The sequence below is a fragment of the Natronorubrum thiooxidans genome, from assembly GCF_900156475.1.
GTDB lineage: Archaea > Halobacteriota > Halobacteria > Halobacteriales > Natrialbaceae > Natronorubrum > Natronorubrum thiooxidans.
The window spans coordinates 78,981-102,913 of record NZ_FTNR01000001.1; the positions used below are offsets into that span (position 1 = coordinate 78,981).

Annotated in this window: 27 protein-coding genes and 1 tRNA gene; 12 read left to right on the plus strand and 16 right to left on the minus strand. The window is 62.0% G+C overall.

The features are described 5' to 3' along the window. Nucleotides 1-200: 200 nt before the first annotated feature. A complete protein-coding gene (locus BW940_RS00400) occupies nucleotides 201-863 on the minus strand; it encodes a DUF7095 family protein (protein ID WP_076607212.1) in 663 nt (220 codons plus the stop codon). 70 nt (nucleotides 864-933) lie between these two features. Continuing rightward, the gene (locus tag BW940_RS00405; protein WP_076607213.1) at nucleotides 934-1,401 is read right to left on the minus strand and encodes a DUF4442 domain-containing protein; all 468 of its coding nucleotides are present in this window, start codon (nucleotides 1,399-1,401) and stop codon (nucleotides 934-936) included. A 152-nt stretch (nucleotides 1,402-1,553) separates the two neighbouring features. On the opposite strand from BW940_RS00405, the gene BW940_RS00410 reads away from it, so the two are divergent. Together BW940_RS00410 and ncsA are read left to right on the plus strand one after the other, a co-directional pair. After that, complete coding sequence (locus BW940_RS00410) at nucleotides 1,554-2,291, plus strand: alpha/beta hydrolase (RefSeq protein ID WP_076607214.1); 738 nt, start codon at nucleotides 1,554-1,556, stop codon at nucleotides 2,289-2,291. Nucleotides 2,292-2,410: 119 nt separating this feature from the next. Further along, complete coding sequence (gene ncsA, locus BW940_RS00415) at nucleotides 2,411-3,370, plus strand: tRNA 2-thiolation protein NcsA (protein WP_076607215.1); 960 nt, start codon at nucleotides 2,411-2,413, stop codon at nucleotides 3,368-3,370. 520 nt (nucleotides 3,371-3,890) lie between these two features. Here ncsA and ftsZ read toward each other — a convergent pair. The 3 genes from ftsZ to BW940_RS00430 all read right to left on the minus strand — a co-directional run bounded on the left by ftsZ (nucleotide 3,891) and on the right by BW940_RS00430 (nucleotide 6,136). Continuing rightward, complete coding sequence (gene ftsZ, locus BW940_RS00420) at nucleotides 3,891-5,078, minus strand: cell division protein FtsZ (RefSeq protein WP_076607216.1); 1,188 nt, start codon at nucleotides 5,076-5,078, stop codon at nucleotides 3,891-3,893. A 2-nt stretch (nucleotides 5,079-5,080) separates the two neighbouring features. Continuing rightward, nucleotides 5,081-5,260, minus strand: coding sequence for a ribbon-helix-helix domain-containing protein (locus BW940_RS00425; protein ID WP_076607217.1), 180 nt, complete (start codon nucleotides 5,258-5,260; stop codon nucleotides 5,081-5,083). Nucleotides 5,261-5,458: 198 nt separating this feature from the next. Further along, nucleotides 5,459-6,136, minus strand: coding sequence for a ribbon-helix-helix protein, CopG family (locus BW940_RS00430; RefSeq protein WP_076607218.1), 678 nt, complete (start codon nucleotides 6,134-6,136; stop codon nucleotides 5,459-5,461). Between the two features lie 130 nt (nucleotides 6,137-6,266). Here BW940_RS00430 and BW940_RS00435 point away from each other — a divergent pair. Both BW940_RS00435 and BW940_RS00440 read left to right on the plus strand, forming a co-directional pair. Then, a tRNA-Tyr gene (locus BW940_RS00435) sits at nucleotides 6,267-6,340 on the plus strand. Nucleotides 6,341-6,568: 228 nt separating this feature from the next. After that, nucleotides 6,569-6,859, plus strand: a complete 291-nt coding sequence (locus BW940_RS00440; RefSeq protein ID WP_076607219.1) for a DUF5779 family protein — start codon at nucleotides 6,569-6,571, stop codon at nucleotides 6,857-6,859. Here the strand turns inward: BW940_RS00440 and BW940_RS00445 are convergent. Beyond that, nucleotides 6,840-7,532, minus strand: a complete 693-nt coding sequence (locus tag BW940_RS00445) for a VOC family protein (protein ID WP_076607220.1) — start codon at nucleotides 7,530-7,532, stop codon at nucleotides 6,840-6,842. The two genes, BW940_RS00440 and BW940_RS00445, sit on opposite strands and share 20 nt — an antisense overlap. Before the next feature lie 113 nt (nucleotides 7,533-7,645). Here BW940_RS00445 and BW940_RS00450 point away from each other — a divergent pair, with 113 nt between their 5' ends. Then, nucleotides 7,646-8,329 (plus strand): hypothetical protein, encoded by a 684-nt coding sequence (locus tag BW940_RS00450; protein ID WP_076607221.1) that lies wholly within the window; start codon nucleotides 7,646-7,648, stop codon nucleotides 8,327-8,329. A 67-nt stretch (nucleotides 8,330-8,396) separates the two neighbouring features. Beyond that, complete coding sequence (locus BW940_RS00455; RefSeq protein WP_076607222.1) at nucleotides 8,397-8,816, plus strand: hypothetical protein; 420 nt, start codon at nucleotides 8,397-8,399, stop codon at nucleotides 8,814-8,816. A gap of 25 nt (nucleotides 8,817-8,841) precedes the next feature. On the opposite strand, the gene BW940_RS00460 is transcribed toward BW940_RS00455, so the two are convergent. Next, nucleotides 8,842-9,051 (minus strand): ribbon-helix-helix domain-containing protein, encoded by a 210-nt coding sequence (locus tag BW940_RS00460; RefSeq protein WP_076607223.1) that lies wholly within the window; start codon nucleotides 9,049-9,051, stop codon nucleotides 8,842-8,844. A 98-nt stretch (nucleotides 9,052-9,149) separates the two neighbouring features. Here BW940_RS00460 and BW940_RS00465 point away from each other — a divergent pair, with 98 nt between their 5' ends. Next, a complete protein-coding gene (locus tag BW940_RS00465; protein WP_076607224.1) occupies nucleotides 9,150-9,479 on the plus strand; it encodes a DUF5789 family protein in 330 nt (109 codons plus the stop codon). Between the two features lie 24 nt (nucleotides 9,480-9,503). Here the strand turns inward: BW940_RS00465 and aglJ are convergent, their stop codons facing one another. Together aglJ and aglM are read right to left on the minus strand one after the other, a co-directional pair. Further along, nucleotides 9,504-10,508, minus strand: coding sequence for an S-layer glycoprotein N-glycosyltransferase AglJ (aglJ, locus tag BW940_RS00470; RefSeq protein ID WP_076607225.1), 1,005 nt, complete (start codon nucleotides 10,506-10,508; stop codon nucleotides 9,504-9,506). Nucleotides 10,509-10,595: 87 nt separating this feature from the next. Next, complete coding sequence (gene aglM, locus BW940_RS00475) at nucleotides 10,596-11,885, minus strand: UDP-glucose 6-dehydrogenase AglM (RefSeq protein ID WP_076607226.1); 1,290 nt, start codon at nucleotides 11,883-11,885, stop codon at nucleotides 10,596-10,598. A 109-nt stretch (nucleotides 11,886-11,994) separates the two neighbouring features. Between aglM and pyrE the strand changes: the two genes are divergently transcribed. Further along, nucleotides 11,995-12,522, plus strand: a complete 528-nt coding sequence (gene pyrE, locus BW940_RS00480) for an orotate phosphoribosyltransferase (protein ID WP_076607227.1) — start codon at nucleotides 11,995-11,997, stop codon at nucleotides 12,520-12,522. A gap of 153 nt (nucleotides 12,523-12,675) precedes the next feature. Here pyrE and BW940_RS00485 read toward each other — a convergent pair whose 3' ends face one another. After that, nucleotides 12,676-13,011, minus strand: a complete 336-nt coding sequence (locus BW940_RS00485; RefSeq protein ID WP_076607228.1) for a DUF7322 domain-containing protein — start codon at nucleotides 13,009-13,011, stop codon at nucleotides 12,676-12,678. 242 nt (nucleotides 13,012-13,253) lie between these two features. Between BW940_RS00485 and thrS the strand changes: the two genes are divergently transcribed. From thrS to glmS, 3 genes are all read left to right on the plus strand, one after another. Further along, entirely contained in the window at nucleotides 13,254-15,203 is a 1,950-nt protein-coding gene (gene thrS / locus BW940_RS00490; RefSeq protein ID WP_076607229.1) for a threonine--tRNA ligase, read from the plus strand. 173 nt (nucleotides 15,204-15,376) lie between these two features. Continuing rightward, nucleotides 15,377-16,087, plus strand: a complete 711-nt coding sequence (locus BW940_RS00495) for a phosphoribosyltransferase family protein (RefSeq protein ID WP_076607230.1) — start codon at nucleotides 15,377-15,379, stop codon at nucleotides 16,085-16,087. A gap of 188 nt (nucleotides 16,088-16,275) precedes the next feature. Beyond that, the gene (gene glmS, locus BW940_RS00500) at nucleotides 16,276-16,725 is read left to right on the plus strand and encodes a methylaspartate mutase subunit S (protein WP_076607231.1); all 450 of its coding nucleotides are present in this window, start codon (nucleotides 16,276-16,278) and stop codon (nucleotides 16,723-16,725) included. A gap of 67 nt (nucleotides 16,726-16,792) precedes the next feature. Here glmS and BW940_RS00505 read toward each other — a convergent pair whose 3' ends face one another. The 6 genes from BW940_RS00505 to BW940_RS00530 form a co-directional block, all read right to left on the minus strand. Continuing rightward, a complete protein-coding gene (locus BW940_RS00505; RefSeq protein ID WP_076607232.1) occupies nucleotides 16,793-17,221 on the minus strand; it encodes an arsenate-mycothiol transferase ArsC in 429 nt (142 codons plus the stop codon). Nucleotides 17,222-17,333: 112 nt separating this feature from the next. Further along, entirely contained in the window at nucleotides 17,334-17,768 is a 435-nt protein-coding gene (locus BW940_RS00510) for a universal stress protein (protein WP_076607233.1), read from the minus strand. A 249-nt stretch (nucleotides 17,769-18,017) separates the two neighbouring features. After that, nucleotides 18,018-18,608: a 50S ribosomal protein L15e gene (locus tag BW940_RS00515; RefSeq protein WP_076607234.1), complete on the minus strand. Its 591-nt coding sequence runs from the start codon at nucleotides 18,606-18,608 to the stop codon at nucleotides 18,018-18,020. A gap of 225 nt (nucleotides 18,609-18,833) precedes the next feature. Continuing rightward, a complete protein-coding gene (locus BW940_RS00520; protein ID WP_076607235.1) occupies nucleotides 18,834-19,367 on the minus strand; it encodes an SLC5/6 family protein in 534 nt (177 codons plus the stop codon). 212 nt (nucleotides 19,368-19,579) lie between these two features. Further along, nucleotides 19,580-20,491 carry a serine/threonine-protein kinase RIO2 gene (locus tag BW940_RS00525; protein ID WP_076607236.1) on the minus strand — a complete coding sequence of 304 codons (912 nt, stop codon included), beginning with the start codon at nucleotides 20,489-20,491 and terminating at the stop codon, nucleotides 19,580-19,582. A gap of 565 nt (nucleotides 20,492-21,056) precedes the next feature. Then, nucleotides 21,057-22,670, minus strand: a complete 1,614-nt coding sequence (locus BW940_RS00530) for a long-chain-fatty-acid--CoA ligase (protein WP_076607237.1) — start codon at nucleotides 22,668-22,670, stop codon at nucleotides 21,057-21,059. Between the two features lie 426 nt (nucleotides 22,671-23,096). Between BW940_RS00530 and BW940_RS00535 the strand changes: the two genes are divergently transcribed. After that, nucleotides 23,097-23,933 carry a lipoate--protein ligase family protein gene (locus BW940_RS00535; RefSeq protein ID WP_076607688.1) on the plus strand — a complete coding sequence of 279 codons (837 nt, stop codon included), beginning with the start codon at nucleotides 23,097-23,099 and terminating at the stop codon, nucleotides 23,931-23,933.

Here is a 23,933-nt window from a genome sequence, read left to right on the forward strand (position 1 = left end):
CGCTGGAAGCGCAAAATCCGTTGTCATCGCCCCCGAAACTCGAGGCTGACGTCGGTGTCCAGAAAGGAGCGGTGAAACTGCTCGAGTGCACGCTCGTCGAGAAATCGTATCGATCGCGCCGCGGTTACGGACTGCCTCGAGCAGGTCGAGTCGACGGTCACGGCCTTGCAGAACCGACGGGTCGATCAGGGTCGACGGCGTTAGACGACGTCACCGCGGACTGTCACACCCTCTTGTTGTTCCCGCCAGGCATGAAGCTCGTGGGCTGCCTGTTCTGCGTCCTCGTCGTCCAGCCCGAGCATCTCGAGGGCGGCCGAGAGCGTCGGCAGTGCCAGTTCACTCTCGCGAAGCTTCCGGAACGCCTCTTCGCTTCGCGTGCCGTCAGCCCAGAGACAGACGCCGCGCGGGTCGAGCAACTGCGTGTAGTCCTCGCGCAGTGTCGCGCCGCGCAGTCGCTGGGTGACGTTGTCCTCGAAGGACGCGTTACAGACCTCGAGGTGGATCGGTTCGTCGTCGCCGAGCAGGTGGGCGCCGAGACATTTCTCGGGGGCGGCGTGTCCGTTGGCGTTCGCCCGGAGGTGGTTGGGGTAGGCGGCGGCCCAGTCCGCTCGAACGGATTTGCCGACGCCCTCGATATCGTACGCCTCGCCCACATCGGTCTCTCGGGCAGTGGACTCGCTGTCGTCTCGCACCAGGATGTCCTTGGTCAGATAGATATCGAGGCGGTCGACGGGATCGACGCCGAGTGCAACGTCACCGAAGGCCCAAATCTCCCGAACTGGGACGGGCATTCGGTCTCTTTCGACGGTGTCGACCAACTCCTCGAGCCGGTCGACCGCATCGCGGCGGTCAAAGCCACTCATTACGTACGGGTGCGTGCTCGAGTCGCAAAACGGTTTCTTCGGCCCCTGCTCGAAGCCACGGTCACCCCGCTCACGCTCCTCGATCTCGCGCGACGTAGACCGTCTTCCCAACGGTTGCGTGGACCGTTCCCGCCGCGTCGACGAGCTCGACAGTGTAGTGGCGGTCGATCGACTCCGTCCCTTCGGTTGCGAGTTCGGCTCGAATCGACTCGAGTTCTGCGTCAGACAGCCGAAAGCTGGCGTACAGCGTCTCTCGAGCGGGCTTTTTGAATCGAACCTCGGCTTCCTTGTCCCAGACGACGTACTCCTCGCCAAGCGTTTTCAGGAGCATCATCATATAAAAGGGGTCGACGGCTGCATAGATGCTCCCGCCGAAGATCGTCCCGACGTAGTTGCGTGTCCGCCAGGAATGTGGGAGCGTAATACGAATCTCCTGCCAATCGGGGGCGACGTACGTGACCCGGCCGCCGGTCCCGCGGTAGGCCGGAAACAGGTTGAAGCCAAGTCGGTAGAGGCGAGCTTTCAGGGAATCGAACATGCGCTCGACTCGAGTGGCCGTCCGGAAAGCTATTTGTGAACGAGTATCCCATTTCCCGCCGTTGTCTCGCTGTCCGCGGCTCACTCGCGCAGAGGGCGTCCACTCGTGTCAGGAGAGCACCTTTTTTATCCGTTCCGGGCGAACGAAATCGTATGCGACACCGAATCTTCGGCGAGGACGGCGACACAGACCTCGTGTTCGTCATGGGCTGGGGCAACCGCTGGACCCACGAGAACGTCAGCTGGCTCATCGGAAAGCTGACCGACGCCGGCTACCGCGTCCACGCCTTCGAACTTCCGACGAACATCGACGATTTCAAAGCCGACTGGCTCGAGCCGATCGCCGAGTACGTCCTCGAACTCGAGGAGTACCAGCTGCTGGGCCACAGCGCAGGTGCACTCGTCGGTCAGGCCCTCGATGGTGCGGACAATCACGTCTACCTAAGCCCGTGGTGGGGGTATAGCGAGGCGTATCCGGAACCACTGCTGGATGTGGTAGCAAAACTGCCGACGACGTTCCCCTGTCTGCCGATCGGCGAGATGGACCGCGAAGCCCTCGGCGAGAAGGCGACCGATCACCAGCTCGCGACGCTGCCGCGATGGGTGTCGCCGGCGTTCGTCCGGGAGACCCGTCGGGCGCAGGCAGAGTTGCTGACGATCGACCACGACGCGATCGTCTTCTGTTCGCTGCGCGATCCCGTGGTCAGTCTCGCTCCGATCGGCGAACGGGTTCCCGCCGACCACGTGGTCCTCTACGACGGCGGCCACGAACTGTTCTCCGCTGTGAGCCGCGACCGCCACATCGACACGCTGCTTGCTGCCCTCGAGGACGGGGCCGACGCCCTCGAGGAAGACCCGAAAGCGGACGAAGAAGAGCCAGTCTCAGCCTGACCGATTCGGCCGTCGTCTCCTCGAGCGGCGAGTTCGACACTGTCGCCCTCGAAACGCCACCGACGTGACTCGACGAAGAGACGAAACGGACATACGCGTTCGTCGGTAACCTGACGCCGATGGACTGTAACCGGTGTGACGAAGAGGCGGTCATGCACGCCGCCTACTCCGGGGCGCATCTCTGTGCGGATCACTTCCGCGAATCGGTCGAAAAACGGGTGCGCCGCCGCGTGCGTCGGGACGACCTCGTCCCACACGACGCGACGCCAGAGAACCCACAGACGTGGGTGATCGGCCTTTCGGGGGGTAAAGACAGCGTCGTCCTCACGCAGATTCTTCACGACACCTTTGCGAAAGATCCTCGCATCGAACTCGTCGGCCTGACGATCCACGAGGGCATCGAGGGCTACCGGGACAAGAGCCTCGAGGCCTGCATCGACCTCACCGACGACCTCGAGATCCGCCACGAAGTCGTCAGCTACGAGGAGGAGTTCGGCGTTCGAATGGACGACGTCGTCGAGGACGACCCCGAAAACATGGCCGCCTGTGCCTACTGTGGCGTCTTCCGGCGGGATCTGCTCTCGACGTACGCCGACGAACTCGAGGCGGATCTCCTGTTGACGGGCCACAACTTGGACGACGAGGCTCAGTCAGCGCTGATGAACTTCCTCGAGGGCGACGTCGAACAGATGGCAAAACACTTCGATGCCAGCCTCGGGCCGCTCTCCGAACGCGACGAGCAGGACGAGTTCGTCCCCCGTGCGAAACCCCTTCGAGACGTCCCCGAAAAGGAAGTCGCCCTCTATGCTCACCTCAACGACCTCCCCGCCCACATCACGGAGTGTCCGCACTCGAGTGAGGCCTACCGCGGCGAGATCCAACAGCTCCTCTACGGGCTCGAGGAGAATCATCCGGGAACCCGCCACTCCATTCTCTCTGGGTACGAAGAACTGGCCAGCATCCTCTCCGACGAGTTCAGCGGCGATGACGGCGCTGACTTACAGGACTGTGCCGAATGCGGGTCGACGACGACCCGCGAAATCTGTCGGAAGTGTTCGTTACTCGAGTCACTCGTCTGAGTCCCACTGGAGAGCCGTCTTACGGTGGCGTTCCACGGAATTTTCGCTCGCATCCTCGAGGCGAAAAGCCGATTTTGTGTCTGTATACGGCTGTAAACAGGCGTCTTGTCGGCCACAAAGACGGAAACGTGATTGGTCTCACAGCAAACCGTCTGTCTGACTCCCCGGCTCTGGAGAGAACTGTCGTGACTCTCGGTCGCTATTGGTCAGGAAACGAGAACGGCAAAAACGGGCCGTCTCGGTAGCAACACGGTGTGCCGCGTGCGGCGGGTGGTGTGTCAAGTGCCGCGTGCGGCGGGTGGTGTGTCAAGTGCCGCGTGCGGCGGGTGGTGTGCCAAGTGCCGCGTGCGGCGGGTGGTGTGTCAAGTACCGCGTGCGGCGGGTGGTGTGTCAAGTACCGCGTGCGGCGGGTGGTGTGTCAAGTACCGTGTGCGGCAGGTGGTGTGTCAAGTACCGTGTGCGGCAGGTGGTGTGTCAAGTACCGTGTGCGGCAGGTGGTGTGTCAAGTACCGTGTGCCGATTACCGGATCACGTCGACGCCGTTCTGTTTCTCGAGTTCCTCGCGGCCGCCATCGCTGTGGGCGCCGACGTTGGAACCGCCGTCTTCGATGTGATTGCTCGCGTCGAAGTCGGTGTTTTTCACGCCCTCGATGCTCTGCCGGGACTTGTCGGCCTGCTTCTGGGTCGTCGGACCGAGCACCTGTGCGCTCTGGACGCCGGTCATGATCGCCATGACTCGCACTTTGCCCTTGTAGTTGTCCTGGATGCGGGCCCCCCAGATGACGTTCGCCGAGGCCTCGAGGCGCTCGGTGATGTTGTCGGCGATGCCCTCGGCCTCTTTGAGGGTGAGGTCGGGACCGCCAGTGATGTGAACGAGGCCACCCGAGGCACCGCGGTAGTCGACGTCCAACAGCGGGTGGTTCATCGCGTCTTTGACGACCTCGTCGGTCTTGTTCTTGTCCTGGGTCTCACCGACCAGCATGACGGCGACGCCACCCTGGTTCATGATGGTGGACATGTCCGCGTAGTCTAAGTTGATCAACGAGGGCTGGGTGATCGTCTCCGAGATTCCCTTGACCGTCTCGGCGATGATCTGGTCCATCACCGAGAACGCCTTGCCGATCGGGAGGTTCGGGACGTAATCCAGCAGCCGGTTGTTGTCCAACACGATGATCGAGTCGGCCTGCTCGCGCAACTTCTCGAGGCCTTCCTCGGCTTTCACCGTGCGGGCGCGCTCGACGTTGAACGGTGTCGAGACCATCCCGACGACGATCGCCCCCTGTTCTTTGGCGATCTCGGAGACGACGGGGGCGGCACCGGTCCCGGTCCCGCCACCCATGCCTGCGGTCACGAACACGAGGTCTGCGTCTCCGAGAACCTCCTTGATCGTGCCCTGGGCCATCTCGGTCGCGCGTTCGCCCATCGATGGATCACCGCCAGCGCCGAGCCCGTTGGTGAGCGATTTGCCGACCAGGATTTTCGTGTCGGCCTCGATCATCTTGAGGTGCTGTTTGTCCGTGTTGATCGCCACGGTATCGGCACCGTCGACGCCGATGTTGTACAGGCGGTTGATCGTGTTGTTACCCGCACCGCCACAGCCGACGATGACGATCCGTGGATCGCCGAACTCGTCGTCGTCCATGTCGGCGTCCATCTCTCGGGACTCCTGCTCCGCGTTCTCGAGTGCGTCTTGAACGATATCCTGCATCGTTACACCTTCGCCCACGTTCGTTTGCTGGACTGGTCACTCGCTCCGTCCTGTTGTTCGTTGACCATTTCACGGACGGCTGACCGGATCGCCTCGCTCCGGTTCGGAAACTCGCCCGAGTCGACCAGTTGTTCGACCTCCTCGATCTGCTGTTTCGGAATTCGCAGTGTCACACGCTCCATAGTTGTATTCCCTGTAGAGTAAGACGGCGGCGCGCCCCTGTCAGACGCGGCATGTCTTACACCGTAACCGCCCGACATCGGACGTTTTTCGGTGTTTGCCGACCGTTGTAAGACAACCGTCTTACGCGACTAAGTGGAAGACTGTCAGAGGCAATAAAACTTTCGTCGAATGTGACTTTCTGTGTCTTACACTGGTCGTTATGTATGACTGTCTCGACCGAGCACATCTGCAGCTGGTGTCCGACGACCACAGCCGGGACAGAACGACCAGTCGGACCTGATTTCGTCGCCACACTCACAGAACAGCCGTCTCGAGGTTTTTTCGCCACAGTTGGGACAGTACACGTGGTCGTCGTCGACGCACTCGCCACACTGGTCACACTGGGTTCGTGTCCCATCGATTGATCTCTGACAGTCGGTGTCTGCGTCGCCCGTGGCTCGGTTTTCCTCGGCTGGCTCCTGTCTGACAGACTCTTGTTCTTGTCCGCGTCGATGCGGCTGCTCGTCGCGTTGCCGACTTCGGCCTCGAGTCGACCGTGTCGAGTCAGGGTGTTCATCCTCGAGCGAGACAGTGACGGTGACCGCTCCCGGGGCTGATCGATCCCGGGGCGGCTTCTCCCGGCGTTCAGCCGCCGACTCGAGGCCGAGTTCGTCGAGTCGATCCGCGAGCAGTTCGTCGACGCGATCACGAACCAACTCGTCGATCGCCCCCGACTGCCCGGCATCGGGTCGTCGCTCACGGTCCGCGCCTCGAGTCGGTCCCCCGTCGTCGAGATACGCGCGAAGCGCCTCCCGCATCGCTTCGCTTTTCGAGAGCTCGAGGGTCTCGAGTCGCTCGACGAGGGCATCGTCGGCGCGGAACGTGATCTTGCTCATGTGCGAGTTATCCCGATAGTTGACACTCCACCTATATCAATCATTCTTCCATTTCGGGTTGCCGACGGCGTTCCCTGCCGTCGAAAATAACAACCCTTATGTTATCCAGAGCGGCTACGTTGAAGTGCAACCGCCCTTAGCTCAGACTGGTAGAGCAGTCGACTGTAGATCGACTTGCCCCCCGTTCAAATCGGGGAGGGCGGACTGCTTTTCCGCGGACAAATCCGTGAGCAGAAATCCTGTCGATCCCGACACGATTTGAGCGTGTAAGTTGCAGCCCAGAACGGCGCTTTGGGCCGCACGCCCGGAACATCTTCCTCCGTTCAAATCGGAGAGGGCGGACTTTTGTTGCGAACACCGTGAGTAGTCACACGTTCACATGACCGTCGAGTGAGGCGAACGTTTTTCTCGTCCCGGTTCGACCCACCCGGTATGAGCGATTTCGACCTCGATCTTCGCGCGGTCGAGGAACACATCGACGAGGAACTCGAGATCGAAGGCAGTGTCGTCCTCGGCGTCTTGGATGGAACGACGCCGGCCGACGAGTGGCTCGAGGCGATTTCGAAGGGGAACCTGCTCGTCCTCACCGTCGAGGGCGACGTCAACGAGTTAGCGTCCGGATTCGCCCGCGACGTCAAAGAGTCGGGTGGCAGTCTGATCCACTTCCGGGGCTTTTTGCTCGTCGCCCCGCCGGGTGTGGATGTCAGTACTGAGCGGTTGTAAACGTCAGGAAGTGTCCGTCTGGGTCGCGAACGACGACCCGCTCGTCCGTGTCGCACTCGAGCGACTGTACTCGATCACCAATCGCCTCGAGCGCTGCCGCCGGCTCGTCGGTTTCGAACCCGAGGTCGACGTGGACGCCGCCGCGGGCGTCGGCGATCCCAAGCTGTGGCTCCCAGAGTTCGAGTGCCATCGGGCCGTTCATACGCACGCGCCTGCGACCGTCGCCGATGTCGCCCGTCTCGAACCTGAGGTCGGCGTAGAACGACGCCGCGCGCTCGAGAGACTCGACCTCGAGGACGACCTCGAAGAGGCCGTCGATACCCGGTCCCGCGACGTCTTGCTGGCCGAGTTCGACGCAGTTGCCGTCGGGATCGTACAGATAGAGCGAACTGACGGGGCCGAACTGGGCTTCCTCGAGGTCGTAGTCCTCGCTCAGCCGGTCCCACCAGTCGTCGTACTCCGAGTGGGGAATCGAGAACGCGTAGTGGGTGTGGAGGCCGCCACGCGGAAAGCTGTTGGGACGCCGAAGAACGAGATCGGTCTCGCCCGCCGTGAACACGAGTTCGTTCTCCCGTTGCTGCGTGAGCGAGAGCGCCAGCGTCTCCTCGTAAAACGACCGCGCTCGCTCGAGGGACTTGACTTCGAGGGCGAGCCAGGACAGCCCAGTGAGCATAGGTGACTCTACTCTCGGGAGGTGCATATGTGCTCTGGCGAGGACGGGATCCGTTCGATCGTGTGCGCCTGTTGGCTACACGTTTATGCACAGCGCGTTCATACGATTGACAGATGACATTCCGTGTCGACGAGCGTGCGACGGAGTTCCGTGCAATCGACCGCTTCGACGGCGGCGTCGGCTGGATCGCCCACCCCGACGAACGGATGCAGCGGGCGAGTCATGCCCTCGAGATCGACGGCGAGGTCTGGGTTTTCGATCCCGTCGATGTCGAGGGGATCGACGAGTTGCTCGCTGAGTTCGGCGACGTCGCCGGTGTCGTCGTGTTGCTCGATCGCCACAAGCGCGACGCTGCGGCGATCGCAAACCGCCACGACGTCCCAGTCTTTCTGCCCGACTGCTTCGAGGGTGTCACCGAAGAACTCGATGCGCCGGTCGCTCGCTTTTCCGAGACGCTTTCGGATACCGGCCTCGAGGCCCAGACGGTAGTCGACAACCGGTTCTGGCAGGAGGTCGCCCTCTACAACCCGGCCGATGGGACGCTCCTCGTCCCCGAATCGGTCGGGACGGCGTCGTACTTTCTCGCCGGGAGCGAACGTCTTGGCGTGCATCCGATGCGTCGACTCCGCCCACCGCGGGCGGAACTGGGGCGCTTTCAGCCCGAGCGGGTGCTCGTCGGCCACGGCCACGGCGTCCTGACCGACGCTGGGACGGCACTCGAGGATGCGCTGACGAAATCGGTCCGGCACACGCCACAGCTGTATGCCGGGATGGTCCGCCAGTTCGTCCCGCTCTAGATCGCCGTCTCGCGGTGTCACTCGCGTGGCATACAACTAACTACAAGCCGCGCCTAAGACGACCACTATGGTCTACATCACGCGCGCTCTCGTCGATGTCCTGCTCGATCTGGCCAGCGACGCCGACCCGAACCGCGTTGCGACCGGCGTCTCGGTCACCCTCGCCGACGAACTCGAGGGGGCTGGATCCGGACTCCCGCCCGACACACCGGTGTTTACGGATTTCTTTCTCCCCGATCCGGGAAACGCCGTCAACGCCGTGTTCGGCGTCAACCTCTCGACACCTGCCCGGCAGGCCCAGGGTCAGTTCGTCTCCCACCCGGTCCGAGAACTCGAGGTGACCCGGCGAGATGACCTCGCGGAAGTGATCTTCGTGGCCGTCCCACCATGGGAGCTCGACGAACGGTCGTTCGCTGCGTTTGATCGCCGCGGCACGCGCCAGTCACTCGATGTCATCGACGCTAGCCCGCCCGAGCAGTCACTGTAACCGAGCGCACAGCAGCGAGCGTGCACTACTCGAGATAGCCGAGGCCGCGAAGCTGTTCGGTGATCTCTTCGAACTCGGCTTCGGTGAGTTCGCCTTCCTTCTGGTGTTGGATGACGATGCTGCGAAGCAGGAATCGGACGAGGTCACTCGTGCTCTGGAAGCTCGTTCCTTCGATCGTATCATCGACGCGGTCAGCGAGATCCTTTGGAATCGAAACCGTCGTGTACTCGGTCATACGCCATACTCCGTCGCCGACGCCAAAGGCGTATCGACCGTGCGGGATCTGCGTCAGTCTTCGTAGCGGTTTTGCTATCGGACGCGCTACTGGTCGGTATGGGAGTCCGGCCACCCTCGAGCGGAGACGACGACGAACCGGAGAGTATCGAATTCGGCATCGCCGCCGTCGACGCACATCTCAGAACGGCAGACCTCTCGTTTCCGGCGACAACAGACGATGTCGCCGCTGAACTCGGACACGAGCAGATCCCGTATGACGTCCACGGCAACGACGTCGCGCTGGGGGCGATGCTCGATGAAGTGGACACGGCGGAGTTTCGCTCCCGCCAGGAACTGCTTAACGCCCTCCACGAACCGTTCGAGGAGTACCGTCGGAACAACTCCGGCGGCGTCTTCCAGCAGATGCGATCGATGCTCCCGTTTTGAAAACGGTCGTCACGACTCGTCATCTCACTCTCGATCGTCGCGCGTAATCTGCTCGAGACGGCGTCGCTGTTCGCGATGGAGCGTAACAAGCATATCGGAGAGCACGCCGAACATGAGTAACTGGACGCCAAGCAGGATGGCGGCCGCGGACGCCATCGCCATGATCTCGTGTCCCTGTCCGTGCTGGATCCACTGCCAGAGGACGTACGTCGCAATGAAGCCACCGGAGACGATACCGCCGACGCCGAGGCTGCCAAAATAAAACAGCGGGTTGTTGGTCTTGGCGAGTGAGTACAACGCGAGAATGATCGTCCCGCCGTCTTTGAGCGGATGGAGATTCGTCTCCGATGCCTCCGGCCGGGCGCTGTAACTGACCGGGACGACCGTGGTGTCGATCCCGTGTTTGACACACTCGACGGCGAGTTCGGTTTCGATCGTAAAGCCGTCAGAGTCGAGCGAGAGGCGCTCGAACGAGTCGACCGTAAACGCCCGATACCCCGAGAGAATGTCGTCGTAGTCGGCCCCGTGAATGAACCGGAACGATTTGTTGATCGCCCGGTTGCCGAACCCGTTCAACGCCTTCATCGCGTCGTCGTCCATATCGGCAAACCGGTTGCCGATCACGTGGTCGTACCCACGCGAGAGCGGCTCGAGCATCCGATCCGCGTCGGCCGGATCGTAGGTCCCGTCGCCGTCGACCATCAACACGTAGGAGACATCGACGTATTCGAGGGCTTCGCGGACGGCCTGTCCTTTGCCGTCGCCGGACTGGACCAGAACGTGTGCGCCGCGCTCGCGGGCGATCTCACGCGTGTCGTCCTCGGAGTCGCCATCGACGACGAAGACGTTCGTGTAGCCTTCTGCGTGAAAGCCGTCGATGACGTCGCCGATCGTGGCTGCTTCATCGAGCGTCGGGATAAGAATACAGACATCCTCGGCGGCGAGCTCGCGCGTCTCCTGACTCATGGCGAGAACCTCTCCATCGCCAACCGACAGCCTCGAGCCCGCACCAACCGCGTCATTGTCCATCGGCAGGGACTCTCCTCTGTGACTGCAAAAACGTACTGATTGACCAGTGACTGGTTTATCACTGCGGCTCGAGCGAGCCGTGTGACGTTACCAGGTCAACCCTTCGTAGACCTCGAGTGACTCCTCGTCGACGTCGATCCGGCGACCGTCGACGACCACGCGCTGGACCATTCCGTCGAACGCGAGATCGTCGAACTCGGGCCAGTCGGTCGCGACGACCGCACCGTCGGCGTCCGCGAGCGCGGCGGCGGCCGACTCGGCGTACTCGACCTCGGGATATTTCGGTCGGACGTTCTCCATCGCGACCGGGTCGTAGGCGACGACGGCTGCCCCACGATCCTGTAGATACTCGATCACGTCAAGCGCGCGCGACTTGCGGATGTCGTCGGTGCCGGGCTTAAAAGAGAGGCCGAGCACCGCGATCCGTGCGCCCTCGAGGTCGACGTGGGCCGCAAGCGAGTCGACCAGTCGGCGGGGCTGGGCGTCGTTGATCGCGACGACGGCGTCGAGCAGGGCCGGATCGTACCCCTGCTCGCGGGCCCCGGCCCGCAGCGCGTCGACGTCTTTCGGGAAACAGGAGCCACCCCAGCCCAGCCCCGAGCGCATGAATCGCTCGGAGATGCGGTCGTCGAGGCCGACTGCCTCGAGCACCTCGTAGGCGTCCGCGCCGTACTCCTTTGCGATGTTTCCCAGTTCGTTGACCAGCGAGACCTTCGAGGCGAGGAAGGCGTTGTTGGCGTACTTGATGAGTTCGGCCTCGCGGATGTCGGTCTCGACGAGGTCGGTCGCCTCACGGTCGACGATTGGTGCGTACAACTCGCGCAACGTCGCGGCGGCATCCTCGCTCGTTGCGCCGACGACGACCTTGTCGGGCTCGAGGAAGTCCGTCACGGCCGTCCCCATCCGCAGGAACTCGGGGTTCATCGCGAGCTCGAGATCGTCGCCAACTCGTTTGCCGGATTCGTCCTCGAGAATGGGTCCGACGACGTCCTCGGTCGTTCCGGGGAGCACCGTGCTCTTGACGACCACGAGGTGGTCGTCGGCTTTTGCCGCGAGCGCGCGACCGAGGGATTCGGAGCCGGCGCGCATGACGGCGAGGTCGAGGCTGCCGTCCTCGGCCTGCGGCGTGGGCAGACAGAGGAAGGTGAGGTCGGTCTCCCGAACTGCCGCGTAGTCGGTGGTCGCCCGCAGATTCGTGCCCGCGTGCTCGGCGATACGGTCTGCGAGGCCCGACTCGTGGATCGGGGCCTCGCCCGCGTTGATCGTATCGACGATCTCCTGGTCGATCTCGATGTTGACGACCTCGTGGCCGAGGTCTGCGAGACAGGCCGCGACCGTGGTGCCGACGTAGCCGCTGCCGACGATAGAGACGTGCATGCTGTGTTCGACGAAGGGGGGTCGTTAGTCGTTTTTGGCTTCGATTTGTGCGGTCGCGTGCTGGCCCGATCCACACCGCTTATTTCGGTTCGGCCCGCCCGTTCGAGCAATGACGAATCAGGCACTCATCGATGCCCTGCGCGAGGCGGATGCCGTCCAGTTCGGCGAGTTCGAACTCTCTCACGGCGGCACCAGCGAGTACTACGTCGACAAGTACCTCTTCGAGACCGATCCGGGCTGTCTCGAGGCAATCGCCGATGCCTTCGCCGAGCGCGTCACGCCGGAGGACAAACTCGGCGGCGTCGCCCTCGGCGGTGTCCCGCTTGCGGCTGCGACGAGCGTCGCTGCCGGCGTCCCCTACGTCATCGCGCGCAAGCAGCGCAAGGAGTACGGCACTGCGAACTTAGTCGAGGGCCGCCTCGAGGACGGCGAAGAAGTCGTTGTCCTCGAGGACATCGTGACGACGGGGACGAGTCTCGTCGACGCGATCGAAGCACTCCGGGACGCCGGGGCGACCGTCGACCGCGCGCTGGTTGTCGTCGACCGACAGGAAGGCGGCCGCGAAAACGTCGAAGCCGCAGACGTCGAGATGGAGGCGCTTGTCACCGCCGAAGAGTTGCTGGCCGATCGGAACTGACACCGAGCGCTCGGGTCGTTTTGCTCTATGACCCGTCCGTTCTGCCCCCGTCTCGAGTCGACGACAGATACGGTTTACTGTAGTCAATTACCGCCGATCGCCGACCCGTTCTGGCGATCGGCGGTAAATAGTTACAGCAATCCGTATGAAGGCTCACCGGCGGCGCTTGTACCGGCGGTATCCGACGACAGCTAGGCTCAGAGCGAGCACTCCGCCGACCGCAAGCGCGCCGCCGACGATCCACTGGCTCCGAAATCCGATCAGCATCACGCCGAGGCTCGCACTAAAGAGGCCAGCGTGAACGAGCACCGCGACCATAACGAACGCGAGCAGTGTCGATCGCGAGCCCTGGCTGAACGCCTCTTCGAGGTCGTTACCACTGTCACCATCCCCGCCACCGATCGGGTCGTCCGCAAACGGGTCCTCGAGCGGGTCGTCTCCGAACGGGTCGTCGAACGGATCGTCGTCCGGTGGCGGATCGAAGCCCACGACCTGTGGTAGCCGACTCGGAGCCAAAACGGTTCGGTCGACGGCGCCCCATCACAATGTTTTTATTCCGCTCGAGACTACGCATAGCCACGATGGTAGGTGTCCGCTTTACAGGGGCTTTCGCCCGTTTTTAATCTACACCTACCGCTCGCTGTGTCGACACGGGTCCACAGACGAGCGGCCAGAGCGGACGTCAAATCGGACTTCTCACCGAAGTTCACAACCAAGCCATAGTAACAGCCATGTCAGAATCAGATCCACAATCACAGGAGCAACTCGTGGTCGTACTGCCAGACGGTTCCGAACTTGAGGTCGACGCGGGATCGACGGTCGAAGACTGCGCCTACGAGATCGGTCCCGGCCTCGGCCGTGACACGGTCGCGGGCAAACTCGACGGCGAACTCGTCGCCAAAGAAGCGCCCGTCTACGACGGTGTCGACCTCGAGATCGTCACCGACCAGTCCGATGAGTACCTCCGCGTGATGCGCCACTCCGCCTCGCACTGTCTCGCCCAGGCCGTCGAACGCCACTACGACGACGTCGACCTCGCCATCGGCCCGCCGACGGACGACGGCTTCTACTACGACTTCGACAACCTCGACATCGACGAGGAAGACCTCGACGCCCTCGAGGACGAAATCGAGGCCATCATCGAGGAGGATTACGAGATCGAACGCGAGGACGTCTCGATCGAAGAGGCCGAAGACCGCCTCGCCGGTGAGCCGTACAAACTCGAGTTACTCGAGGAGTTCGCCGACGAGAACGACGAGGTCTCGTTCTACAAACAGGGCGAGTGGGAGGACCTCTGTGCCGGCCCGCACGTCGATTCGACGGGCGAGATCGGCGTCGTGGAACTGCTCGAGATCGCCGGGGCCTACTGGCGCGGCGATGAGGAAAACACGATGCAGACGCGCATCTACGGCACGGCCTTCGAGGACGAAAGCGACCTCGAGGCCTACCTCGAGCGCAAGCAGGAAGCCGAAAAGCGCGACCACCGGAAGATCGGCAACGAGATGAACCTGTTCTCGATTCAGGACGTCACCGGCCCCGGACTGCCGCTGTATCACCCGCCGGGGAAGACGGTACTCAAAGAACTCGAGGACTTCGTCGAGGACCTCAACAAAGACGCCGGCTACGACTACGTCGAGACGCCCCACGTCTTCAAGACGGACCTCTGGCACCGTTCTGGCCACTACGAGAACTACGCCGACGACATGTTCATCTTCGACGTCGGCGACGACGAGTTCGGCCTGAAGCCGATGAACTGCCCCGGCCACGCCGCCATCTTCCAGGACCAGTCCTGGAGCTACCGCGACCTCCCGATCCGCTACGCCGAAAACGGGAAGGTCTACCGCAAGGAACAGCGCGGCGAACTCTCGGGGCTCTCCCGTGTCTGGGCGTTTACGATCGACGACGGCCACCTGTTCATCCGGCCCGACCAGATCGAACGCGAAGTCGAGGAGATCATGGACATGATCACGGACGTCTTGGAGACGTTCGACCTCGAGTACGAGATGGCCCTGGCCACCCGCCCCGAGAAGTCGGTCGGCAGCGACGAGATCTGGGAACACGCGGAAGAACAACTCGAGAACGTCCTCGAGAAGCGCAATCTCGACTACGAGTTAGAGGAGGGCGACGGCGCGTTCTACGGCCCGAAGATCGACTTCGCGTTCGAGGACGCCATCGGCCGCTCGTGGGACGGGCCGACGGTCCAACTGGACTTCAACATGCCCGAACGGTTCGACCTCTCCTACGTGGGCGAGGACAACGACGAACACGAGCCGGTGATGATCCACCGCGCGCTCTATGGCAGCTACGAACGATTCTTCATGATGCTCATCGAGCACTACGAGGGTCGCTTCCCGCTGTGGCTCGCGCCCGAACAGCTTCGTGTGCTGCCGATCTCGGATAACAACCTCGGCTACGCCCATCAGGTCGCAAACGAGTTCGACGAGTTCCGCGTCGAGGTCGACGACCGCGACTCGACGCTCGAGCGCAAGATCCGTGCGGCCCACGACGACCGCGTGCCCTACCAGATCATCGTCGGCGACAACGAACAAGCCGACGGCAACATCTCGGTCCGTGACCGCTTCGAGGATCAGGAGTACGACGTCGAAATCGACGCGTTCAAGGCCCACCTCGAGGCCGAACGCGACGAGCAGCGGACGGAGCCGGACTTCTTGCAGGACTGAGCACGGTCGCTCGAGGTCGGTTTTGTGTTCGATCAACGGTTTTGCAGTCTGTGACTACAGACTGCCTGCGATGTGGACGCTCCCGCTGTCGCGACGACTAGGTCCATGTTTGTGGTAATCTCACGCATTTTTCCAATCGAAATATCCATAGTTGCGGAATCGTGCATAGGTATATGAACAGAGCAGAGAAGGCAGCCCTGCAGTTGCGGGCCGTCGACGTGTTGCGAATGTTAAAAGAGACACGGACGTACGATGAACTCGCCGAGACGACAGCGCTTCCGGCGGGCGATCTCAACCGGTACGTCAACGGCCACGTCCTTCCGGGTGCCGAGCGCGCGCGAACCGTCGTCGAGGACCTCGGCCGGGAAGCGCTGGCCGACGAACTCGAGTCACGGATCCGTGTCGACGAGGAAGGGTACGTCGACAACTCCGCGACCGTCTTCGATCAGCCGTTTCTCGACCTCGTCGCTCCCGTCGTTGCAAACGGGTTCGATTTCGACCGCCCCGACGTGGTGCTGACCGCCGCGACGGACGGGATCACGCTCGCCGCCTCACTCGCGAGTTACTACGGCACGCGGTGTGCGTACGCCAAAAAGCGCAAGGAGACCGCCGTCGAGGAGTTCATCGAGGCGCGCGAACGGCTGCAGTCGGGGATCGAACTCACCTATTACCTCCCGGAGTCGGCGATCAACGCTGGCGAGTCGGTGCTCGTCGTCGACGACCTCATCCGCTCGGGCGAAACACAAGAACTCCTGCTCGATATTGTCGACACCGCCGATGCAAACGTCGCGGGTGTCTTCGCTCTCATCGCGGCTGGTGAGGACGGTATCCAGCGGGCTCGCAACCACACTGATGCGCCGGTTGGGGCGTTGACGACAGTCTGATCGGTCGCCGCGCTTTCTTGTCGTTCGACTCGAGCAGCCGTCAACGGTCTACTCGAGTGTCAGCGCCGCCGTGTGCGGACAGTGATGGGACGGGGCCATGACGTCCTGCATGAAAGACCATGTGAATCACTACCACATTATTAATCATTAGGTTTATAGTGTTCCCCCCTGTTGGTGGTAGTACGAACATGACGAAGACAGTCATCCTCGGCGTGATCGGTTCCGACGCACACGTCGTCGGGATCACCATCCTGGAACAGGCGTTTGAGGCAGCCGGCTTCGACGTTGTCAACCTTGGAGTCCAGAGCTCCCAGGAAGAGTTCGTCGACGCCGCAACGGCTCACGACGCCGAGGCTGTACTCGTTTCCTCCCTCTACGGTCACGCGAAACAGGACTGTGAGGGCTTCCACCAGCAGATTGTCAACGCTGGCCTCGAGGATGTCACGACCTATATCGGCGGCAACCTCGCCGTTGGACAGGACGACTTTGAGGAAACCCGGACGTTCTTCCGGGAGATGGGCTTCGACCGGGTCTTCGACTCCGAAACGGATCCCGAAGAGGCGATCGAGGCGCTCCGGGCCGACCTGGATATGCGGTCCTCGGAATCCGAACAAGAGAGCCACACCGTTTCGGCCTAAGCCACACCGCGACTCGAGCCCCCCGTTTCATAACCACGCTGTCGCGCGATGCCGTTTTTGCAGTCGATCAGTCGGTTCGCGTTGACTCGATTTCGTCGAATAGCGATTCGACACGTGTTTTCACGTCGTCACGGATCTCTCGAACCGTCTCGAGATCCTGTCCGTGTGGATCCGGTAAGTCCCAGTCGCGGACGTCGGTGTCGGCCTCAAGTTCGAGCGTCGAACAGCCCATCGTCGCGACGTACTCACAGGACTCGAGGGTTTCAGTCGCGATTTTCTGGGGGTCGCGATCTGAGAGGTCAATCCCGACCTCGGCCATCGCATCGCGGACGACGTCGTGGACGGCGTCGGCCGGGTGTGTGCCACCCGAGTGAATCGATATCTCGTCGGCGAGTTCACGAGTCTCGCGTTCGCGTTCGGCGTATGCGGTCGCCATCTGGCTTCGCCCGGCGTTCTGGACACAGACGAGTGCGATCTGTGTTTCGGCGTCGGTCATGCGTATCGGGTGGCGCGGATCACTCCTAACTGTTCATATGTGGGTGTCTGTGAGAAACATACGCACGGATACGTCTTCGACGTGTCGCGCCCAGCCACCGTCGGAGCGACACTCACCGAACGATCGTCACCGGAACCGGGGAGCGACGAGCCACCTTCTCGGCCACACTGCCGAGGAGAATGCGACTCGCGCCCGTCCGACCGTGGCTACCGATTGCGATCAGATCGACGTCGTGTTCGTCGGCGTAGTCGACGATCGAGCGCGAAATTCCGCCGATGACGTGGTCCGTCTCGAGTTCCACGTCGTGATCGGCAGCCCGTTTGCGTGCCTGCTCGAGGAGTTCTTCGGCCCGATTCTCGTGGTGTTTTTGGATCTCCTCGTAGTTCGCCATCGCGCCGCCTTCGATACCTGTTGCGCCGTAGAAGTCCCCGGGATCGAGGACGTGAAGTGCCGTAATCGTGGTATCGGCATACTCCGTACAGGCAAACTCGAGTGCGTCCATCGATTGGGCCGAGTCGTCTACCGGAACGAGAACGTGGTCTACCATCTGTCGCGTGTACGTCGGCCAATAAAATAAGCCTCCGGCCGCTAGTGGCGCGCCAAGCCTGACCTGCTGGCTCGATCTGATGGTGCGGGTCGATTCGAGCCTGTAGTCGACGCTTGGAAAGGGAGTAGTAGCGGCGAAAAACCTCGATCGAATTGGGGACGGTCGGTGGCTGAACACGGTCGACAGCAGTCGCTTCGGACTCGTCGGACTCGAGTCGAGAAAATCGAAATGGAAGAGCGTCGGTCGAGGTTACTTTGCGCGACCCTGGCCGCCGTTGTTGGACGGACGGACCTTCTCGGCACCTTTGCCGCGGTTGTTGAGGCCGCGGTTGGCCTTGCCGGCGTTGGTCAGGCCACGGAAGGCGCGGTTCTGATGGGCGCTGCCACAGATCCAGTTCAGGTCGTCGTCGTTCTCGATTGCGGGGTGGTTCGGATCGACGAGAATCACTTCGAACCACTTCTGCGAGCCGTCTTCACCGACCCAGTAGCTGTTGAGTACCCGCATGTTGGGGTACTTCCGGGAGACGCGCTCCTCACCGATGCGCTGGATGTTCTTGCGCCGCCCGATGCGGTTGACACCCTGGCGCTTCGTTCGTCGGCCGGCCGTAAAGCGCTCTTTCCGGGCGGTCCCTTTGCGGACCGAAACCCGCGTCATGATGATGCCTTGTTTGGCCTTGTAGCCGAGTTCGCGTGCTTTGTCGAGGCGGGTGGGGCGGTCGATACGCTCGATTGCGCCCTGGTTTCGCCATTCCTGCTTTCGCTGCCACTGCAGCTCCCCGAGCTTGCCGTCGTCGGGGTCTTTCCATGCCTCCTTGATATGGGAGTAGAAGCTTTTTGCCATTGTATGTTCCCGCGGGCGTTTTCTGGTTCAATCCTGACCGGGGCTTTGCCCCGCGGATCACATTCCGACCTGTAGCACAATGCCGAGCAGGTGCCCGCTGACGCCCGCGACCCAGCGAGTCTGCGTGAACCTATCCAACTCTCGAGTATAAGAGCTTCGAACTCCACGAACGGCGGACTCGAGAGACATCAAACGTCGGTCGGCGTCGAAAACTCGTGTGCTGACCTATCGCTTGAGTGGGGTTCGTCTCTCGACGGCTGCCGGCGTCACACCGTTGATCGCCGCGAAGACGGCTCCGAGGATCAGCCCGTAGACGAGATGGCCAAGCGCGAACAGCAGTGCACTGACCAACTCACCCGCAATGCCGGGGATAGGCAAGAACGGAAGCGGGAGCGTCTCCACGCCAGCCCCTGCCATCGCCACCGGGAAGAGGACACCGCCGGCGAAGAGACCGAGGAGCGCACCGAAGGCGAGGCCAGCGATCACGTAGTCGATGAACGTCTCCAGCAGCTCTTGGCCCACGGTCCTCGAGACGAGGGTCGCAAACACCAGCCCGAACAGGACGCTGATTATTAGATGGAACGTCCAGCCGACTGCAACTGCTGTTCCCCCGCCGGGGACGAGTCCGCCGAGTAGTTCGATCTGGTTCGCACCGAGATGGAGGACCAGCCCCATGGCGATCCCGCCGACCAGTCCGCCAGTGAATCCACCACCCCAGATACCGACGCTGTCGATACCATGCGTGGTATTCTCACTCATGGTTTGAGGTACGGGCGCGAGTAGAATGAATCCCCTCATCCGTCGATAGCCGTGACAATACTGGCTGCGAACACGAGCACACGTCGCTCGGATTCGATCCGTGGCTGCCACGGACATTTCATATCGCAAAATAGGATTTAAAACAGGTCACAGCGCACTCGCTGTCCACGGAACCAGCTGCGACCCGAATCGCGATTGAAAACGTGAAGCCGTTACGAAAGCGAGTCGGTCACGCTGTCGAACGATCCCGTCTCGATCGAGGCAGCTACCTCCTCGCTGTCGATTGCATCCGGCACGTGCTGGGGGTACTTGCGGCGGAAATACCCCAGGGTGTTCGTCAGGTCACGCCGGAGGAACTGGGTTGCGTTCTCGTGATCCGTCGGAATCGCCTGTGGCCAGTCGAAAATTTTCACGCCGTCCTCGCTGACGAAGACGTTGTACTCGCTCATGTCCGCGTGGACGTAGCCAGTCTCGTAGGCGAGTGCGATCTCCTCGAGCAACAAGTCGAGGACACCGAGGACCTGCTCGTCCGTGAGTTTCGTCTGTGAGAGCTCGACGCCGTCCATCTTTTCCATGACGATAACGTGGCGGTTCTGGCCGATCGGTCGGGGAACCGAGACGTCCGGATACAGTGCCTCGAGGATATCATGCTCCCGTTCGGCGGCTTTTCGAGCGGTGTACATCCAGGAGACGTGCTCGTTGTCCGACGTGTAATCGCGTTCTTTGTGGACTTCCCGGAAGTTCGTATAGCCTTCGCGGTGGTACTTCAGGGCGAGTGGCTTGTAGGATTTGACCTCGTAGACGTCACTTTCCTTCCCAACACCCAGTGGGGAGCCGAACTCGCTGATCGTGTCCTGTTCGACGAGCGCTCGCAACGCGAGGATATCGTACCCCTCGAACTGGAGGGTGTACCCCTCATACTGGATCGTTTTCTTTTCGACTAACCCGCGCTTGAGACAGCGCTCGAGTCGGTAGTCGACCTCCTCTTCGGTCAGGCCGGAGAACTTCGGAAGCTTCTCCCGCTGGACCCACTCCGAAAAGCGCATCCCCTGTTCGACCCCCGAAAGGAGATAGAAGTCCTCGGCCTCGAGTTCCGGAAGTAATCCGGCGACGTTCCGCACCATACGCGAGATAGCTGGTGGATACGTAAAAACGTCGTGACGCGCACCGCAGGTGGGTCGACCGCCGGCGGGCGATCACCGCAAGCCGCAACTGAGCAGTTCGAACTCGAGTGTCGAACCTGTTTTCGGCCGGTGTGGCTCGTTGTACCCCGTCTTCCGGACAGCCAGTCGCGTTCAGCGCGACGTGTCGGGCCTCGAGCGTGGTTCACTGCCAGCCATAAATCATATACTGGGATATAGAATCAAAACTCACCGTGTTTGAGACGGGCATCCCTGTCGATACCCTGGCGTCAAACGGACGAGTTGGCGATCCCATGGAGTACGCGAGTCAACAGCGGAGTCTATAGTAGCCACTGACCGTTTGCACTCTCATCGTACGGCGACTCTGGATGGGTGTGTGATCGGTTCAGTTGTTGGCCACACACAGCAAAAACAGCACGGCAGGTCCCGCTGGCAGTCACGGCGGCGCGGCAAGTGGTCGGCGACTGCAGATTTCGAAGGCGCTACGCTGTCGATCGGCTCGGGGCGACGGACGGCCCCGTATCGGCCGTCGTGGTCCGGCCGCGTGTTATCCTTGCCCGACCATGCCGTCTTCTTCGTCCCACTCCTCTTCGCGGAGTTCGTACTTCTGGATCTTGCCCGTCGCCGTCTTGGGCAGTTCGTTGACGAACTCGACGCGGTGGACGACCTTGTAGCCGGCGAGTTTGTCGCGGGTAAACGCCGTCAATTCGTCCGGAGAGATCGGTGGGTTCTCGGGGTCGTTGTTCGATGGCACGACGAACGCCTTCGGCGTCTCGCCCCACTTCTCGCTCGGGGACGGGATGACGGCCACGTCCGAGACAGCCTCGTGGTCGAACAGCGTGTCCTCGAGTTCAATACTCGAGATGTTCTCGCCGCCGGAGATGATGATGTCCTTTTCGCGGTCCTGGATGGCGATCATGCCGTCGTCGTTGACAACAGCCAGGTCGCCGGTGTGGAACCAGCCCTCGCGTTTGTCGTTGAACGCTTCGTCGGTCTCCTCGGGTTTCTCCCAGTAGCCTTCCATGACCTGGTTACCACGAACGAGGATTTCGCCGATGGTTTCGTCGTCCCACGGCACTTCGGTACCCTCGTCGTCGACGACTTCGACGTCGGTAGCCAGCGGGGCGATCCCCTGGCGCTTTTTGAGCGCGAAGCGACGGTCGCTGTCCTCGTCGATGAGGCGTCGAGTCGCGGAGGTGCCGATGAGGGGCCCGGTCTCGGTCGCGCCGTAGAGCTGGCGGAAGTGCCAGCCAAACTCCTCTTCGACAGTTTCGATGATGCTTTCCGGCGGTGCAGCGCCGGCTGCGGTGACACGCATCGGGTTGTCGCCCGTCAGTTCGACGTCGTTCTCCTCGCGGTACTCCTCGAGGAGGCTGAGCACCGTCGGGGCACAACAGAGGAACGAGACGTCTTCCTCGGCGATGTCGGTGAAGATCTGTCCGGCGTCGACGCCGCGGGTACAGACGTGTTTTGCGCCCATGCCCGTGATGGCGTAGATATGACCCCAGCCGTTGACGTGGAACATCGGCAGCGTCCAGAGGTAGACGTCGTCGTCGGTGATCTCGTGGTGGATCGTGACGAGCTGGGCGTGCAGCGACTCGGTGCGGTGGGTCCGCATGACGCCTTTCGGGTCGCCAGTCGTCCCTGAGGTGTAGTTGATTGTGATGACGTCGTCCTCGCTCATCTCTGGGCGCTCGTAGTCGGGTTCGGCGTCGTCGATGAGCGCCTCGAAATCTTCCCAGTCACCCTCGACGGCGTCGGCATCGTTCGTGATGAACGTCTCGACTGGGACCTCGTCTCGAATCGCTTCGATCTGCTCTGCGTACTCGTAGTCGGCGATCACGGCTGTGACGCCGGCGTCGTTGAGCATGTACTCGTAGTCCTCGGGCGTCAGCCGGTAGTTCAGCGGCGCGTGGATCGCACCGAGTTGCATGATCCCGTATGCCGACTCGAGGTGGTAGTGCGTGTTCGGGTCGAGGACCGCCACGCGGTCACCCTTCTCGATACCGCGCTCTTGCAACACTGCAGACAGTCGGTCGGCCCGGTCGCCGAACTCGTCGTAGGTGAACCGTTCGCCTGTCGTCGCAACGATCGCTTCTTCGTCGCCGTAATACTTGCGCGCCCGGTCGAGGAAATCGGTTACTAAGAGCGGGACTTCCATGTGGCTCAGCTTTGAACATTGTTTATAATATTCTTTATGGATCTATAATCGACATCGAGTCTAGATGAATCGGTGTCTGGCGAAGATGTTCGCCTTGATCGGTACGGTTCGAAAAAAGAGTGGCCGACTGGCGTGAAACACGGAGACGGTAGCTACTTGATACGATCACCTGTCGGCTCGTTGTGACCGCTGCCCGCCGACCGTGACAGCCCGTTCTCGAGTGCCAACTCGATGCGCCAGACCGGACCGTTCGACGTCGATTTTCGGATTTCATACCTATGTCTGACGCGGCCTCGAGAACCGACTCCGAGGCTCCGTCGCGTTCTGTTTCTGGTCCAGATCGATCACCGCGAGCAGAGGGGACGTTCTTTTCGGGCGTGAGTTCCCGTCGCAACCCCTAACTCGGTTGCTAGCGATCAGATGAATATGACTGACCTCGCCGAGCGTTCGTGGCGGTTGCTTCGAGACGAGCCCCGTGATGGGGCGACACAGATGGCCCTCGAGGAAGTGGCTGCGACGACGGCACTCGAGGACGATATCCGGACGGTCCGGGTGTACTCGTGGGAGCCGAGTACGCTCTCGCTTGGGTACCGACAGGACGCCGAGACGGTCGACTGGGAGTACTGCGAGCAGGCAGGGATCGACGTCACGCGCCGGCAAACCGGCGGCGGCGGGATCTATCACGACCGATACGCCGATATCTCGTATACCATCGTCGCTCCCGCGGACGAAGTCCCGGGCGATCTGATGGACTGCTACGAACTGTTCTGTGAGCCAGTGCTCGAGGGACTCGAGCGGATGGGCGTCGACGCCGACTTCGCCGCCGTCGAGCAGTCGTCGATCTACTACCCCTCCTGTTACCTGCGGGATATCAACCCGGCCCACGACGTCGTCGCGCCCGCGAGTGCGGGCGAGAACGCACGGAAGATCAGCGGCAACGCCCAGTACCGCCAGCGCGACGTCGTCATCCAGCACGGTTCGATCAGCTACGCCCTCGAGCCCGACCATCACGTCGGCGTCTTCGAGACGGACCTCGAACCAGCCGTGTTCACCGACCGAGTGACGAGCATCCGTGACGAGATGGGAATCGATCGCGAGGACGCCGTCGACACCCTCGCGACGGCGCTGGGCGAGTGGTGTGACGCGGACGCGGGCGACTGGCGCGACGACGAACTCGAGGCCGCTGCTGACCTCGCCGACCGGAAGTTCGGTGCCGACGCCTGGGTTCGTAATCGAGAGGTGCTCGAGGCGGGCGAGCAGTAA